Source organism: Lentzea sp. NPDC004789, assembly GCF_053601075.1.
In genome coordinates this window covers 76,411-92,642 of the sequence record NZ_JBSGBE010000014.1, presented here as the reverse complement: position 1 = coordinate 92,642, position 16,232 = coordinate 76,411, and the positions used below count along the sequence as shown (strand labels likewise).

At 70.7% G+C, this 16,232-nt stretch carries 11 protein-coding genes and 1 riboswitch; of the genes, 4 read left to right on the top strand and 7 right to left on the bottom strand.

The window, feature by feature from the left end:
* Positions 1–30: 30 nt before the first annotated feature.
* Both ACWEIJ_RS28985 and ACWEIJ_RS28980 read right to left on the bottom strand, forming a co-directional pair.
* Entirely contained in the window at positions 31–2,511 is a 2,481-nt protein-coding gene (locus tag ACWEIJ_RS28985; protein WP_449840405.1) for a LuxR C-terminal-related transcriptional regulator, read from the bottom strand.
* A 12-nt stretch (positions 2,512–2,523) separates the two neighbouring features.
* Entirely contained in the window at positions 2,524–3,408 is an 885-nt protein-coding gene (locus tag ACWEIJ_RS28980) for a DUF5829 family protein (protein ID WP_449840404.1), read from the bottom strand.
* Positions 3,409–3,614: 206 nt separating this feature from the next.
* Between ACWEIJ_RS28980 and ACWEIJ_RS28975 the strand changes: the two genes are divergently transcribed.
* Positions 3,615–4,829 carry an FAD-dependent monooxygenase gene (locus ACWEIJ_RS28975; RefSeq protein ID WP_449840403.1) on the top strand — a complete coding sequence of 405 codons (1,215 nt, stop codon included), beginning with the start codon at positions 3,615–3,617 and terminating at the stop codon, positions 4,827–4,829.
* Positions 4,830–4,902: 73 nt separating this feature from the next.
* Here the strand turns inward: ACWEIJ_RS28975 and ACWEIJ_RS28970 are convergent, their stop codons facing one another.
* Together ACWEIJ_RS28970 and ACWEIJ_RS28965 are read right to left on the bottom strand one after the other, a co-directional pair.
* Entirely contained in the window at positions 4,903–6,585 is a 1,683-nt protein-coding gene (locus ACWEIJ_RS28970) for a glycosyl hydrolase family 8 (RefSeq protein WP_449840402.1), read from the bottom strand.
* A gap of 115 nt (positions 6,586–6,700) precedes the next feature.
* Positions 6,701–7,531, bottom strand: a complete 831-nt coding sequence (locus ACWEIJ_RS28965; RefSeq protein ID WP_449840401.1) for a patatin-like phospholipase family protein — start codon at positions 7,529–7,531, stop codon at positions 6,701–6,703.
* A 64-nt stretch (positions 7,532–7,595) separates the two neighbouring features.
* A riboswitch (S-adenosyl-L-homocysteine riboswitch) is annotated at positions 7,596–7,679 on the top strand.
* A 25-nt stretch (positions 7,680–7,704) separates the two neighbouring features.
* Between ACWEIJ_RS28965 and metH the strand changes: the two genes are divergently transcribed.
* The 3 genes from metH (at position 7,705) to ACWEIJ_RS28950 (ending at position 14,348) form a co-directional block, all read left to right on the top strand.
* Positions 7,705–11,268, top strand: coding sequence for a methionine synthase (metH, locus tag ACWEIJ_RS28960; protein WP_449840550.1), 3,564 nt, complete (start codon positions 7,705–7,707; stop codon positions 11,266–11,268).
* A gap of 126 nt (positions 11,269–11,394) precedes the next feature.
* The gene (locus ACWEIJ_RS28955; protein ID WP_449840400.1) at positions 11,395–12,429 is read left to right on the top strand and encodes a sugar ABC transporter substrate-binding protein; all 1,035 of its coding nucleotides are present in this window, start codon (positions 11,395–11,397) and stop codon (positions 12,427–12,429) included.
* Positions 12,426–14,348, top strand: coding sequence for a putative bifunctional diguanylate cyclase/phosphodiesterase (locus tag ACWEIJ_RS28950; protein WP_449840399.1), 1,923 nt, complete (start codon positions 12,426–12,428; stop codon positions 14,346–14,348). The genes ACWEIJ_RS28955 and ACWEIJ_RS28950 overlap by 4 nt, the downstream gene beginning before the upstream one ends.
* Here ACWEIJ_RS28950 and ACWEIJ_RS28945 read toward each other — a convergent pair.
* The 3 genes from ACWEIJ_RS28945 to ACWEIJ_RS28935 are packed head-to-tail and all read right to left on the bottom strand — an operon-like array spanning position 14,339 to position 16,208.
* A complete protein-coding gene (locus ACWEIJ_RS28945; protein ID WP_449840398.1) occupies positions 14,339–15,247 on the bottom strand; it encodes an aminoglycoside phosphotransferase family protein in 909 nt (302 codons plus the stop codon). The genes ACWEIJ_RS28950 and ACWEIJ_RS28945 overlap by 10 nt on opposite strands.
* Positions 15,248–15,592 (bottom strand): STAS domain-containing protein, encoded by a 345-nt coding sequence (locus ACWEIJ_RS28940; protein ID WP_449840397.1) that lies wholly within the window; start codon positions 15,590–15,592, stop codon positions 15,248–15,250.
* Between the two features lies 1 nt (position 15,593).
* Positions 15,594–16,208, bottom strand: coding sequence for a DsbA family oxidoreductase (locus ACWEIJ_RS28935; protein WP_449840396.1), 615 nt, complete (start codon positions 16,206–16,208; stop codon positions 15,594–15,596).
* Between the last annotated feature and the right edge of the window lie 24 nt (positions 16,209–16,232).

Sequence of the window (16,232 nt, the reverse complement as noted above, 5' to 3'; positions counted from 1 at the left end):
GTAGGGATCGGTCTCGGAGATTCGCGAGCGTCAGGTGACGGTGTCGCCGTACGTCATCAACGCTTCCTTCAGCTCGGCCCGTGCGGTCACGCCGAGTTTGGGGAAGATCCGGTGCAGGTGCGTGCTGACCGTCCGATGCGACAGGTGCAACCGTTCACCGATCTCCTTGTTCGTCAGCCCGTTCGCGGCCATCCGCGCGATGGTCAGCTCGTGCTCGGTGAGCTCACCGTTGCCGTTGCGCGACTCGCCGGACGCCCGCAGCTCCTCGCGGGCCCGTTGCGCCCATCCCCTGGTACCGAACGCCTCGAACGCCTCGGCCGCCGCTTTCAGGTGCGGGCGGGCGTGGGTCGCCCGGCGCTGCCTTCTGAGCCAGGCACCGAACGCGAGCTGGATCCGCGCGCGGTCCCAGGGCGAGTTGTCGGCCTGCAGCGCCGAGGTGAAGCGGGCCTCGGCCTCGCCGTCGCGCGCCAGCAGGGCCCTCGCGTACCGCAGCCCGGCGGCGAGCGCGGGCGAGCTGGTCGCGGTGCCGAGCTCCTCGACGATCTTGCCGGCCTCGTCGTGGTGACCGCTGCGGACGGCGGCCTCGACCAGTTCCGGCAGCACGTACCTCCTGAGCGCGAGGTGGTGGGCGGGGTCCGCCGGGTCGTGGACCCGCCGGACCGCGGCGAACGCGTCGGCGTAGCGGCCTTCGCCCAGCGCGGCGAGGCCTCTGGCGAGCTGGACCGTGGCGAGGACCGGACGTGCGCCCGCGGCCAGGCCGATCCGTTCGGCTTCGGCGGCCTTCGCGGCGGCCAGATCGTAGTCGCCTCGCAGCGCGGCGATCTCGGCCTGCACGGCGGCGGCCAGGCCGCGCATGTACGGCTGCCGAGTCTCTTCCGCGAGGGCCGCGGCCTCGGCCGCCGCGGGTTCGGCGGCGGCGATGTCGCCCAGCCGGGTCCGGCTCCAGGCCTCGACCGCGAGCGCTCTGGCGAGCAACCCGAACCGGCCCTGCGCACGCAGACCTCGTTGTGCGGCAACGGAGAACCGGACGGACTCGGCGAAGGCCCCGACCTGGAGGGCGGCACTGCCGAGCAGACGGCAGGTGGCCGGGTCGTCGGGCGTCGCGGTGCGGAACGCCGCGATCACCGAGTCGGTTTCCTCGTCCGGCCTCACGTAGGCCGCCATCGCGACCATGCGGGGATCACCCGCCTCGATCGGCAGCCGGCGGGCCACCGCGGAGATCCGTTCCCGCACCGCCGCGCCCGGCTCGACCCAGAAGCACCGCATCGCGACGCTCCAGAAGATCCGCAGGCCGAGCTCGACGTCGGTCCCGGCCACCTCCTCTGCCAGCCCGACCAGCTCACCCGGTCCCGCGGCCCCCTCCCCCACCCCGTCGTCGAACGCCGTGGGCAGCCACATCGCGAGCGCGCGCTCCCGCGGTGACAGGTCGAGTCCCCGCACCTGGAGCAGAATCCGCTCGACGTCCTCCCGGCGCCCCGCCTCCGCCGACAGCTCGGCGGCCCGCATCAGGCGCCGCGCCCGTGCACCACCGTCACCGAGCCGCGCGGCCTTCTCCAACGCGCGGACCGCGGCCGCCGCGCCACCACGTCGAAGGGCCCGGTCCGCGGTCTGTTCCAGCAGGCCCGCCACGGTCTCGTCGGTGCCGGCCACCGCGTGCGCCAGGTGCCACGCCCGCCGGTCCGGCTCGTCCGTCGCGGCCAGCACCCGGTGGGCCTCCCGGTGTTCGGCGGCGGTCGCCGAACGCACGACCGCCGACCTGATCAACGGGTGCCGGAACTCCCCGCGGTGATCGACCAGCCCCTCGTGCGACGCGGGCGCACCGCCGAGAGCCGCGAGCAGCAGCGACCAGCGCGCCTCGGCGGGCAGCGCTGCCACGCGCGCGGCGAACGCCTCCTCCAGCGAGCTGCCTCCGAACGGCAACTCGGTGAGCGCCAACGGATTTCCGGCGGCCCGGGCGAGCACCTGCTCGCGCCGTTCGGCGTCCAGTCCGGGCGCGACCGCGGCCAGCAGAGCAGCGGACTCGTGCGGTGCCAACGGTTCCAGGGAGAGCGTGGGCACACCGGCGAACAGCGCGGTCCTGGACGCCACCACCAGCGCGGCACCGGTCAACCGGCGGGCCACGAACCCGAGCACGTCCTGGCTCTCCCGGTCCAGCCAGTGCGCGTCGTCCACCAGGACGACGGACCCGGCCGCGCCGAGGAGGTCGAGCGCGGCCAGGCCGACCAGGTGGACCGGCGGCGCGGCACCGTCGGACAGCCCGAACACGACCTCCAGGGCAGCGCGCCGCAGACCGGGCAACGCGGACAGGTCGAGAAACGGGTGCAGGACCTGGTGCAGTCCGGCGTAGGGCAGGTCCTGCTCGGCCTCGACCCCGACGACCAGGTGCCCGGTCAGCGTGTTGAGCAGCGCGGACTTGCCGACGCCCGGTTCACCCACGACCAGCAGTGACCCGCCGGACGCGGCCAGGGCTGCCAGCCGTTCCCGTTCCCGCTCCCGTCCGACCAGCGACATGATCCAACTGTGTCAGAAGGTCCAGACCGCGTGCTTGCCCGGACCCACGACCAGCGTCGACCCGCCGAGCTGCTCGACGTGCTGCGGCACCGCGCAGTTCAGGTCGAACTCCACCCGCTTGAGCCCGGTCCGCCCCATCGGCACCTCGTCGAAGCGGATCGTCGTGCCACCCTTCAACGCCGTGACGCCACCGGGATCGGTCCGCAGCGCGAAGCCGCCCGCCTGCAGCAACGGCGTGGTGGAGGCCAGGTCCCGCGCGGTCACCGCGATCCGCACCAGGGTGATGTTGCGCATCAGCTTGTCCTTGTAGACGTCCGGCAGGTAGCGCTCGCGGCTGACGTCACCGGGGAACTGCGCGGGCCCGGTCTTGCTGCGCGGGTCGGCGAAGTACTCGTCGCGGTACTCCATCGCCCACGCGCCGAACCGGTCGTACTGCTCGGTGACGAACAGCGCGTCGAACCACGGCACCGGCTTGTGGTCGCCGAAGTCGCGGGTCTGCAGGAACTCCGTCGGCGGGTGACCGGCGGCGGTCAGCCGGGCCTTGACCGCGTCGATGTCACCGTCGCGTTCGGTCGACAACCCCATGCCCGCCGAACCGAGCTCACCGTCCTGGCCGCCGACGTCACCGACACCGAAGATCTCCAGGTAGGTCTGCTGACCCCGCAGATAACGACCGGTCCACACCTCACCGCCGGCACCGGTCGTCGTGCGGACCTCGAAGTCCGCGAAGTCCCTGAGGTACGCGGAGTGCTCGACGGCGTCGGCCGTGGCGCGGTCGAGCGTTCCCCAGGCGTGGTTGTAGTACAGCAACTGCCGCTCCCCGGCTTGTGCGGACCCCGTGCCCGCCGGCACCAGCAGGGCCGCCGCGATCATGCAGAACAAGCGTCGAATCCCCATGGAACGATCGTAGGACGGACGACTCAAGCCGGACTCAAGTCACTTGCGGGTTCTTCGTGCCGACGCCGTCCGATGCGCTGTTCCCGCCCGCCTTGAAATCCTTTGTGGACAGAAGACGGCATCGCATTCGTCGAGAAAGGACGCGTTGTACCAGGGAACGTCGTACACTCCGGCCCATCATCCGACTGGGGAATTTGGGGGCCGCGATGAGCGGTGGCAGAGTTCTGGTGACAGGGGCGAGCATCGCGGGGCCGGCGCTGGCCCACTGGTTGCGGCGGCGAGGAGCCGAGGTGACCGTGGTCGAGCGGGCACCGGAGTTGCGTCCCGGAGGCCAGGCGGTGGACGCGCGCGGCGTGACCAAGGAGGTCATCCGGCGGATGGGCCTGGACGCGGCGGTGCGCGCGGCCTGCACCCAGACCGCGGGCGCGCACACCGTGGACGTCGACGGGAACGTGCTGGAGACGTTCAGCGCCGAGGACGACGGCGGTGACGGGTTCATCGCGGACATCGAGATCCTGCGCGGGGACCTGTCCCAGGTGCTCTACGACGACACCCGCGACGGCGTCGAGTACGTCTTCGGCGACCGGATCACCGAGCTCGGACAGGACGCGGACGGCGTCGACGTGACCTTCGCGAGCGGCGGGCAACGGCGGTTCGACCTGGTGATCGGCGCCGACGGGCTGCACTCGGCGTTGCGCGGCATGGTCTTCGGGCCGCGCGAGCGCTTCATCCGCCACCTCGGGCTCGTGCTCGCGTTCTACAGCGTGCCCAACGAGTTCGGCCTGGACCGCTGGATGATCGAGTACCAGGACAAGACGACCGCGCGCTCCGCCGGCCTGCGGCCCATCGGGGACGCCACCCAGGCCATGGCGATGTTCGCCTTCCCGGCGGCCGACTTCGAGGTCGACCACCGCGACATCGAGGGCCAGAAACGCCTGCTGCGCGAGCAGATGGACGGCCTCGGCTGGTGGACCCAGCGCATCCTCGAGCACGTCGACGACGCCCCGGACTTCTACCTCGACCAGGTCGCCCAGGTGGTGATGGACCGCTGGTCGGACGGCCGGGTGGGCCTGATCGGCGACGCGGCGTTCAGCTCCTCGCCGATGTCCGGGCAGGGCACCGGGCTCGCCCTGGTCGGCGCCTACCTGCTGGCCGGCGAACTGGCCGCCGCCGGGTGGGACGCCGAGGCCGGGTTCGCCGCCTACGAGGCGCGGATGCGTCCGTTCGTCGAGGCCAACCAGGAGATCGGGCGGTTGCACGCGCAGACCCGCGCGGTCCCCCAACCGGATGCGGGGCCGGATGCCGAGCCTGGCCCGGAGCCCGACATGGAAGCGCTCATGGCGCTGGTGGACCGCGCGCTCAACGGCGTCGAACTGCCCGACTACGCCGGGCTGCCGGACTCCGGGGCCTCGTCGTCGTAGGACGCCGAAGGTCTCGTCGTACTCGCTGCCCCGGGGTCGAGGTCAACCCCGGGGCAGGGCGGAGTGGCTCAGGTCACGGCACCCAGTGGTTGCCGCTCACCGTGATCATCACCTGCAGCTGGATGCTCGACGCGAAGTAGTCCTTGCCGCCGAACGGGGTCTGCACCATCTTGGTCCACAACGCGTCCAGCCACGCCTGGCTGCCGGCATCGGTCGTCGCGGCCACCGCGAACGGCGCGGTGTAGGCCTCCGAGACGTCGCTGGAGATCTGCGTGCCGTTGAGCTGGTAGCCCACGCGGATGTTGTCCGGGTTGCCGCCGAACTTGGCCTTCGCCCACGCGTTGACCTTGCGGGCGGCCGCCAGGGAGGTCGCGTCGCCGCTGGTGACGGCGTCGGCGCCGATTCGCCACGGCGTGCGGCAGGCGTTCCACCAGTACTTGCCGTCGTTCACGTCCTCCAGCACCTTGCCGGACGGCGGGCGCGGCGTGGAGTTCGTCTGCTCCACGAAGTCGGGCAGCAGGCCGGTGCCGGGGGCGTAGTTCTGCTGCATGGTCTTGATCAGGTTCTGGTGGGCGGTGCGGATCGTGTCCCAGGCCGAGTCGCCGGTGGCCTTGCGGAACGCGCGGAAGTGGTCGGCCATCCAGTCCGACGAGCGGGTCACGTAGTAGCGCGGGTCGCCGGAGGTCGCCCAGTCGCCGGGGCGCAGCAGCTGGGTGGACGGGTTGATCTCGCTGCGCTTGATCGCGTTGATGTGCTTGATCGCGAGCTGCTTGTAGTTGTAGGTGCCGGCGCTGCCCCACTGGCGGTCGGCGAGCAGCAGGCCGTAGGCCACGTCCATGTCGCCGTCGGTGGCCGCGTCGCCGCCGCTCGTGCTGCGGCAGTCGTCGCCCTGCTCGGCGGCCAGCAGGTCCGGGTCGATGGACGACGGGTGGTCGATCTTCCACTTCACGAAGCCGTCGAAGATCTTCTTCGCGTCCGGGTCGGCGCCTGCCATCGTGGCGACGACGACCATGCCGTAGCCCTGCGCCTCGGCCACGTAGGTGTGGTCGGCGTCCGCGGCGAGCACCTGGGACCAGGCGCTGTCGCAGTTGTGCCGCACGAACGCGGACTTCCAGCGCTGGTAGTAGTCCACCACGGCGGTGTCCAGAGTGGACGTGCTGCCGGACGGGCGGAGGATTCCCGCCGCGTAGGGCTGTTGCCTGCTGCCGAACGGGTAACCGAGACCGGACGGCGGAGTGGTGGTCGTGGTGGTCGTGGTGGGTGGAGTGGTCGGGCCGCCGCTGACGCCGTAGACCTCCAGCTCCCACAGCGAGTAGCCGTACGCCGTGCCGCGGGCGGTGCCGTAGACCCGCACGTAACGACCCGAACCGGACAGGGTCAGGTCGTCGATGCCGCCGTCACCGGTGCTGGTCGAGTAGACGTCGGTCCACGCCGAGCCGTCCGGGGAGGTCTGCACGCGGTACGACTTCGCGTAGGCGGCCTCCCAGTTCAGCCGGACGCGACTGATCGTGTACGTCGAGCCGAGGTCGACCCTCAGCCACTCCGGGTCGTGCCCCTCCGCCGAGGCCCAGCGGGTCGACGTGCTGCCGTCGACCGCCTTACCCGCCTCGAACCCGGCGCCCTCGACCGAGGACGCCGTCACCGCCTTGCCCCCGGAGACCAGTGGATCCGCCGCCGATGCACTGGTCACCCCTGCCACGAGGAGGCCGAGCACGAGCCCGCCCACCCCCAACGCCGCTGCTGTTCTGCCGCCCACGACCGCCTCCAGCAATTGGTTAATAAACCTGCCAATGCGAGTGGTGAGCGACCGTAAGCACGTCGACCAGCACGAACAAGAGGTACCGACCAGTTGTTGCGCGATCGGACAGTGATCAGTTCCAGACCTCGCGCACGGCCTGCGCGACCGACGCCGCCTGCGCCAGCCCGGCCTCCGCGGCAGGACGGCGACGGGCCGGGTCCAGCACGTTGCGGCCGATCGCGGCCAGCGCGGCCTGGTCGGGACTCACCACGATCGACGGCACCCCCAGCCGGGCGGCCTGCGCCTGCGGAGTCGCCGCCGCGCTCGCCGAGCGCGTCAGCGGCGCCACGACCACGACGCGCGAGTACCCGGCCGCGAGGTCCACGTTGGCCGCCGACCGCATCCCGCCGTCCATGTACCGGCGGCCGTCGATCGTCACCGGCGGCCACACCAGCGGCACCGCGCAGCTCGACGCCACGGCCCGCACCAGCGGCACCCCGCTGTCCCGGTCGAACGCCACGAACCTCCCGTCCGCCGTGTCCACCGCCGTCACCATCAGCGGCCGCTCCGGCCAGTCCTGAATGGACAGACGATGGGCGAAGACGTCCAGCCTGGACTCCTCGGACGGCGTGCGGGCCTTCAGCGCGGCCTGTCCCAGCCGCGCCCGCTTCTGGGCCGCGGTGCCCGGCATCGCGTAGGAGAGCAGGTACCGCACGAGCATCCACGGGGTCAGCCGGGCCGGAATCTCCCCGTTGGGCGGTAACAGCTGCCCCTCGTAGAGCTCGGCCGGGGAGGCACCGCCCGCCAGCTGCGCGGCCACCACCGATCCGGCGGACGTGCCCACGAACAGGTCCGCCTCCGTCAGGTCGACGCCGGCACGGGCGAGCCCGTGCAGAATCCCCGTCTCCCAAGCGATTCCGGTCACTCCACCACCGCCGAGGACCAACGCGCGCTTCTCAGTCACGCCGTCCATCCTAGGAAGTGGGACGGCTTCCTGCGCCGTGGACAGCCTTGGTAGCCTTGACCGCGAGTCCGAGAAGCGCTGCAACGGGCCCTGAACCGCCCGCCACGCTCGGTCTTGCACGACCACGGCACAAGGGCGCTTCCGACGACGTTTCGGGAGCGCGCGTGGATGGTCTGAAGTCCCTGCTGAACCAGCGGATCGCCGTGCTCGACGGCGCCTGGGGCACGATGTTCCAGCAGGCCAGACTCTCGCCGTCGGACTACCACGGCGCCGAGTTCGCAGACCACCACATGGACGTCGTCGGCGACCCCGACCTGCTCAACCTCACGCGCCCGGACCTGGTGCTCGACGTGCACCGGCAGTACCTCGCGGCGGGCGCGGACATCACGACCACCAACACGTTCACCGCCACGTCCATCGGCCAGGCCGACTACGGGCTGCAGGACCGCGTCCGCGACATGAACATCGCGGGCGCGCGCCTCGCCCGCCAGGCCGCGCGGGAGTTCGGCGGCAGGTTCGTGGCCGGCAGCGTCGGACCGCTCAACGTCACGCTGTCGCTGTCGCCCAAGGTCGAGGACCCGGCGTTCCGCGCGGTCACGTTCGAGCAGGTCAAGGCCTCCTACGCCGAGCAGATCGCCGCGTTGCACGAGGGCGGCGTCGACCTGCTGCTGATCGAGACGATCTTCGACACGCTCAACGCCAAGGCCGCCATCACCGCCGCCCGCGAGGTCGCGCCCGACCTGCCGCTGTGGATCTCGGTCACGATCGTCGACCTGTCCGGCCGCACGCTCTCCGGCCAGACCGTCGAGGCGTTCTGGAACTCGGTCGAGCACGCGCAACCGCTGGTCGTGGGCGTGAACTGCTCGCTGGGCGCCGAGGAGATGCGCCCGCACGTCACCGAGCTCGCCCGGCTCGCGGACACCTACGTCGCGTGCCACCCCAACGCCGGCCTGCCCAACGCGTTCGGCGGCTACGACCAGACCCCGGACGAGACGGCCGCGCTGCTGCGGGACTTCGCCGGCCACGGCATCGTCAACCTCGTCGGCGGCTGCTGCGGCACGACGCCCGCGCACATCAGCGCCATCGCCGAGGCGGTCAGGACGACCGCCCCGCGCGAGGTCGCGCAGCCCCGCAACACCACCAGGTTCAGCGGCCTGGAGACGTTCGAGATCGGCCCCGACACCGGGTTCGTGATGATCGGTGAGCGCACCAACGTCACGGGCTCGGCGAAGTTCCGCCGCCTGATCGAGGCCGACGACCACCAGGCCGCGCTCGCGGTCGCGCTGGACCAGGTGCGCGGCGGCGCGAACCTGCTCGACGTCAACATGGACGCCGACCTGCTCGACGGCGAGCAGGCCATGACGACGTTCCTGAACCTGATCGCGACCGAGCCGGAGATCGCCCGCATCCCGGTGATGATCGACAGCTCCCGCTGGGGCGTGCTGGAGGCGGGCCTGAAGTGCGTGCAGGGCAAGGGCGTCGTCAACTCGATCAGCCTCAAGGAGGGTGAGGAGCCGTTCCTCGCCCAGGCCCGCACGATCCGCGACTACGGCGCCGGTGTCGTCGTGATGGCGTTCGACGAGCGGGGCCAGGCCGACACGACCGAACGCAAGGTCGAGATCTGCGGCCGCGCCTACGACCTGCTCACGCAGCGGGTCGGCTTCCCGGCCGAGGACATCATCTTCGACCCGAACGTGCTCGCCGTCGCGACCGGCATCGAGGAGCACAACGGCTACGCCAAGGCGTTCATCGACGCGCTGCCGCTGATCAAGCAGCGATGTCCGGGCGCGCGCACCAGCGGTGGCATCTCGAACCTGTCGTTCTCCTTCCGCGGCAACGACGTCGTCCGCGAGGCGATGCACAGCGCGTTCCTGTTCCACGCCGTCAGGGCCGGCCTGGACATGGGCATCGTCAACGCCGGCCAGCTCGTCGTCTACCAGGACATCCAGCCCGAGCTGCTGGAACTGGTCGAGGACGTCCTCTTCAACCGCCGCGAGGACGCCACCGACCGGCTCGTCGCGCACGCCGAGACGGTCAAGGGCCCCGGCCAGAAGCGCGTCGTCGACCTGTCGTGGCGCGAGGCCCCGGTCGCGAAGCGCCTGGAGCACGCGATCCTGCACGGCGTCGTCGACTTCATCGAAGAGGACACCGAAGAGGCCCGCCAGGCCCTCCCCCGGCCGCTCGACGTGATCGAGGGCCCGCTGATGGACGGCATGAAGGTCGTCGGCGACCTCTTCGGCGCGGGCAAGATGTTCCTGCCGCAGGTGGTGAAGAGCGCCCGCGTGATGAAGCGCGCGGTCGCCTACCTGGAACCGTTCATGGACGCCGAGCCCAAGGCGACGGCGGGCGGCAACGGCAAGGTCGTGCTCGCCACGGTCAAGGGCGACGTGCACGACATCGGCAAGAACATCGTCGGCGTCGTGCTGGGCTGCAACAACTACGAGGTGATCGACCTCGGCGTGATGGTCCCCGCCGCGCAGATCCTCGACACCGCGATCAAGGAGCACGCCGACGTCATCGGCCTGTCCGGGCTGATCACGCCGTCGCTGGACGAGATGGTCTCGGTCGCCGAGGAGATGCAGCGGCGCGGCCTGAAGCTGCCGCTGCTGATCGGCGGCGCCACCACGTCCCGCCAGCACACCGCCGTCAAGATCGCCCCGGTCTACGACGAGCCGGTCATCCACGTGCTCGACGCGTCCCGGGTCGTCGGCGTCGTCTCCGACCTGCTGGACGACCGGCGCAGCCACGAGCTGAACCTCACCAACCGCGCCGAGCAGGCGAGGTTGCGGCACCAGCACGAGAACCGCCGGCAGCTGCCGTTGCTCAGCCTGGAAGCCGCGCGCGCGAATGCGGAAAAGGTCGATTTCACCGACTTGCCGACGCCGGCATTCACCGGCACGCGCGTGCTGACGCCCTCGATCAGCGAACTGCGCGAGTTCGTCGACTGGACGTTCCTGTTCCTCGCCTGGGAGCTCAAGGGCAAGTTCCCGGCGATCCTCGAACAGCCGGTCGCGCGCGAACTCTTCGACGACGCGAACGCGTTGCTCGACGAAATCATCGCCAATGGTTCGTTCACGGCAAAGGGCGTCCACGGCTTCTGGCCCGCGCATTCCACCGGTGACGACATCCAGCTCGGCAACGGCGTGCTCATCCCGATGCTGCGCCAGCAGACGCAGAAGCAGGTGTCGCGCCCGAACCGCAGCCTGGCCGACTACGTGGCACCGGAGGGCGACCACCTCGGCGGCTTCGCCGTGACGATCCTGGGCGCCGACGAGCTGGCCGCGAAGTACGAGGCCAAGCACGACGACTACCGCGCCATCATGGTGAAGGCGCTGGCGGACCGGCTCGCCGAGGCGTTCGCCGAGTGGATCCACCTGCGGGCGCGCCGCGACTGGTTCGAGCCGGACGCCGACCCGGTGCTGGAGGACCTGCACGCGGAACGGTTCCGCGGCATCCGGCCCGCGCTGGGCTACCCGGCCTGCCCGGACCACACCGTGAAGCGCCTGCTCTTCGACCTGCTGGGCGCCGAGGAGATCGGGGTCAGCCTGACCGAGTCGTTCGCCATGAGCCCTGCGGCCAGCGTCAGCGGCCTGATCTTCCAGCACCCGGACGCGAAGTACTTCACCGTGGGACGGCTCGGCCGCGACCAGGTCGAGGACTACGCACGCCGCTATGGCAAGCCGCTGGCCGAGGTCGAGCAATGGCTGCGCCCGAACCTGGGATACGACGCCAGCTGACACTTCCGCAACGTGAAAGCGCTTCCCGTTCACGGGGTGCGTCATCCCGATTTGGCACCAAGCGATGTACCATCGGCCGCTCCGGACAGATCAATCACCGTAGGTCGAGCGAGCCCGAGGTCATCCATGCGAGCTGCGGCGCTGGTGCTGGGTCTGTTGGTGTTATCGGGCTGCGGTGGCGCCGCGAGGTCCGACGCGCTGCCGCACGTGGGTTTCGTGGTCAAGCGCACCGGCGGCTCCTTCGCACAGGAGATGACCAGCGGGTTCCACGAAGGCGTCAAGCGCATCGGCGGCGTCAGCGCCACGGTGACGGGACCGCCCGGGCAGGACGGGCACAAGGAAGTCGAGTTGTTCGCCGATTTGACGCTCGCCGCCAAAGGCGGAATCGCCGTCGCCACGTCCGAGCCCGCCCTGATGGCGCCGTCCATCGGTGAGGCGCTGGCCCAGCACGTCGCCGTCGTCGGCGTGGACATGCGACTCACCACGAGTTCCGGGGTGAAACTGCACATCGGTAACGACAACTACGAACTCGGCGAAAAGCTGGCTGACGAGTTGATGCGCCGATTGCCCCCGAACGCGACCGGAACGGTGGTGCTGGGAAACACCGCGCCGGGACTCGCCGGCTTCGACGACCGGGCCGACGGCATTCGAGGGCGATTCGCCGAGAAGTCACCGGGGGTGCTCGTGCTGGGGCCGTTCGACACGCAACGCGACGACGAGGCGAACCTCGACGCGTGGCGACGGCTGGTGGCCGCGAATCCCGACGCGCTGGCGTTCGTTGGGACCGGTGACTGCGACGGGGTGAACCTCGCCGCGATAAGAACCGAGAAGTCGGCGAGGTGGCTGGTGGGCGGTTTCGGGGTCGACCCGAGAACGTTGCAGGCGGTGCGGGACGGTGCGATGGTGGCGACGATCTCGCCGGAGCACTACCTCAAGGGCGCCGTCGCGGGCTGGCTGCTCGCGCGGCACGCGAGGGGCGGGGCACCGTTACCCCAAGGCTGGATCGAGACGCCGAGCCTCACGGTGACCACCGAGAACCTCGAACAGATCCTGCACCGGCAGGAGTCCGAGAAGGCGCGCAGGGAGTTCTTCCAGCCGCAGATCGACAGCTTCGTCGAAGATCCGGCGAGTTGGGTGCGACCGTTGGAGCAGGCACGGTGAGGCTTTGGGAGGGCCGCGCCACCGCACGGGTGGCGACGGCGGGGCTGACGCTCGGGCTGCTGGCCCTGGCGGGGCTGGCGCTGTGGAGCAGCGTGTCCGCGCAGACCACGACGGCACACGTGCGGGAGCTCAACGACTCCAGCGAGCGCTGGAGCCGCGTGCTGGAGCACATCAACATCGCCGACAACGCGTTGCGCGACCTGCAGGTGGCCAGGACCACGCAGACGATCGAGCCGCTGCAGAACTCGGTCGGCGCCGCCCGCGGTGAGCTGGAGTGGCTGCGGACCCGCGGTCAGTCCGACGACGTCGCGGTCGCGACCCGGCTGCTGCCGCTGTACGACCAGACCACGGACATCCTGCGGAAGGTGGTCGCCGGCGCGGACCAGGTGCAGGCCGACCAGGCGAGCCTCGCGCACTCGTCGTTGCGCCGCCAGATCTCCTCGACGATCGCGGCCAAGAGCCTCGACACCACCGAGTACCTGCGGGCCGCGGACGAGAAGAACTCGCAGTTGCGGCTCGCCCAGATCATCGCGTTCGTGCTGGACGCGTTCCTGGTGGGACTGTTCGGCATGGTGCTGCTCGGCGCCCGCCGCAAGATCCTGCGCCAGGCCGCCAAGAACGAGCACGAAGCCCACCACGACGCGTTGACGGGTCTGGCCAACCGGTCGCTGCTCGCGCGCCGGATGGAAGTCGCCGTCACCAAGGCGCACCGCAAGAATGAAGAACTCGCGTTGCTGATCGTGGACCTCGACCGGTTCAAGGAGGTCAACGACTCGCTCGGGCACCACTCCGGCGACCTGCTGCTGCGTCAGGTGGCCAACCGCCTGTCGTGGGCGGTGCGCGACACGGACCTGGTGGCACGGCTGGGCGGCGACGAGTTCGCCGTGCTGCTGCCCGGTGTCGGCTCGGCGGACAACGCCCGCATGGTGGCGGAGAAGATCCTCGGCGCGCTGGCCATGCCGGTCACGCTGGAGGGTCTGGAACTGGAGATAGCGGGCAGCGTCGGCGTGGCATTGTGCCCGTTGGACTCAATGGACGGCCACGAGTTGTTGCGGCACGCGGACAGCGCGATGTACGCGGCCAAGCGCGACAAGTCCGGTGTGGCCGTCTACGACGCACGTCTGCACGAGCGCGGCGCCTCGCAGCTCACCGCCGTCACCGAGCTGCGGCACGCGATCGACCGCGGCGAGCTGTTCCTGCACTACCAGCCCAAGGCCCTGGCCGACACGGGCGCGGTGTGCGGGGTCGAGGCGCTGGCCCGCTGGCAGCACCCGACGCGCGGTCTGGTGCGCCCGGACGAGTTCATCCCGATCGCCGAGGAGAACGGTCTCATCGAGCCGCTCACCCGGTACGTCATCGACGCGGCGCTGCGGCAGTGCCGGGCGTGGCGGGACGCGGGCTGGGAGGTGCCGGTCTCGGTCAACGTGGGCGCGGCCTGCCTGCTGCACGCCGAGTTCCCCGGTGACGTCGCGGACCTGATCAAGCGGCACGGGCTGCCGGCCAGGCTGCTGACGCTGGAGATCACCGAGTCGGCGATCATCTCCGACCCCGACCGGGCGGTGGACGTGCTGCGCGGCCTGACCGAGCTGGGCGTGCGACTGTCCATCGACGACTTCGGCACCGGCTACTCGTCGATCTCCTACCTGCGCAGCATGCGCGTGCACGAGATGAAGCTCGACCGCTCGTTCGTCACGCACATGTGCACCGACGCGGGCGACAGCGCGATCGTGCACGCTCTGGTCGCGCTGGCCCGCAACTTCGGGCTGCAGGCCGTGGCGGAGGGCGTCGAGGACCAGGACACGTGGACCGCGCTGGCCGAGGCCGGGTGCGACGTCGTGCAGGGCTACTTCCTCAGCGAGCCGCTGCCCGCCGAGGAGATCGTGGCCTGGCTGGGAGATCGCGCGGCGGCTCACGCGTAGGGGTCGGTGTCCCGCCATCGGTCGACGAACGGTCGCATGAGCTCGACCATGGCGGGCAGCTGGTCCGCGCACGACAGGAACCCGATGATCCGGATCCCGGCGACCGCGTCGACGAACCTGAGCACGTCCTGATCGAGCGGCCTCAGCCCGTTCCTGGCCGCGCCGCGGTCGTAGGCGGCGGTCAGTTCGGGGCCGAGGCCGCCCAGGTCCCACTCGACCGGTCCCCTGGTGACGAGCTCGAAGTCGGCGAACAACGGTCCGCCGGTGCTCGCGAAGACGTTGGCGGGCGGCGAGTCGCCGTGGACCGGCTGCAGCTCGACGCCGGGGAACGCCTTGCGGAACTCGGCTTCGTCGCTGACGAGCGGTGCCAGCACCTGCCACTCGCGCCGGGCGCGGGCGAGGTCGGCCGGTGCGACCACGTCCGGCCGGTGCTCCAGCCGGTCGAAGGCCTCCTCGACGAACCACGGTTGCGCTGTGGACAGGAAGTCCAGTTCGCCCGGGTAGTCCCGCAGTGCCCGGTGGAGGTCCGCGGTGAGCTCGGAATACCTGACGTGGTCCCGTCCTGCCGATCCGTCCTCTTCGGTGAACGTCCAGAAAGTGATGGAGAAACCGTTGCGCCGCACGGGTTCGCGCGGCACGAGCGGGCTCGGCGGGATCACCGGCGTGCCCTGCTCGTGCAGCCACTGCGCGACGTCCAGCTCCTGCTGCTGGCGCCGCGCCAGGCGTTGCGGTGTCGTGCTGCGCGGCAGGACGACCGGCACGCGCGCCACGACCGGCGTCGGTACCAGATGCACCACGACGGAGAACAGCTCGTGGAGCACCTTGCCACCGGTGATCTCCAGCCCGAGGTCGCGACCCGCTGCCACGGCGGCGTCCCCGGCCGCGGAGGTGCGGTCCATCTACCGGCCCTCCAGCGCCTCCGGCAGGCTCAGGTACAGCTCCAGCGTCTCGTTCAGCGTGGTGGCCCGCAACGCCCGCAGCACGCTGCCGGCGGGCGACACCAGCCGCAACGGGGTACCGCGGTCCTCGCCGAGCTGGTGGTACTCCACGAGCACGGACAGACCGGCCGACGCGAAGAACGCCACGCGGCTGAGGTCGAGCACGACCGGAAGCCGCGCGGTGAACGCCTCGGACAGCTTGTCGCGCAACAACTCCGCGCTGTAGGAGTCGACCTCGCCCTCGGCGCGCACCACGACGGCGGCGTCGAGCCGCTCCGAGTCGACCTTCAGCAGACCCTCGGTCATGTCAGCCCTCCCACGCCTGCGTCAGCGCGCGCTCGAACAGTTCGGCCGGCTGGGCACCGGCGACGGCGAGCCGTCCGTCGACGACCACGAACGGAACGCCGCTGATGCCGATCTCGCGAGCGCGCTTCTCGTCGGCGCGCACCTCGTCGGCGTATGCGGCCGAGTCGAGAACGGCACGGATGTCGGCGCGGTCGAGCCCGGCCTCCGCGGTGATCTCGGTCAGGGACTCCGCGGTGAACAGCGTGCGCGCCTCGGCGAAGTTGGCGTGCAGCACGGCGTCGAGCACCTGCTGCTGCAGACCGCGCTCCCCGGCCAGGTGCAGCAGCCGGTGCACGTCGAAGGTGTTGCCGACCTCGCGGTCCTGCCGGTACCCGAGGCCCTCGTCGCGGGCGAGCTGGGCCACGGAGTCCTCCATCTCGGCGGCACGCGGGCCGAACTTGGCGGCGAGCATCTGCGGCACCGGTTCGACCGAGGTCTTGTCCGGATCCAGCTCGAACGCGCGGTGCACCACCGTGACCTCGGCGCGGTGCTCGAATCTGGCCAGCGCTTTCTCGAAGCGCGCCTTGCCGATGTAGCACCACGGACAGATGACGTCAGCCCAGAACTCGACCTGCATGGCTCGATCATGTCATGCCCGATT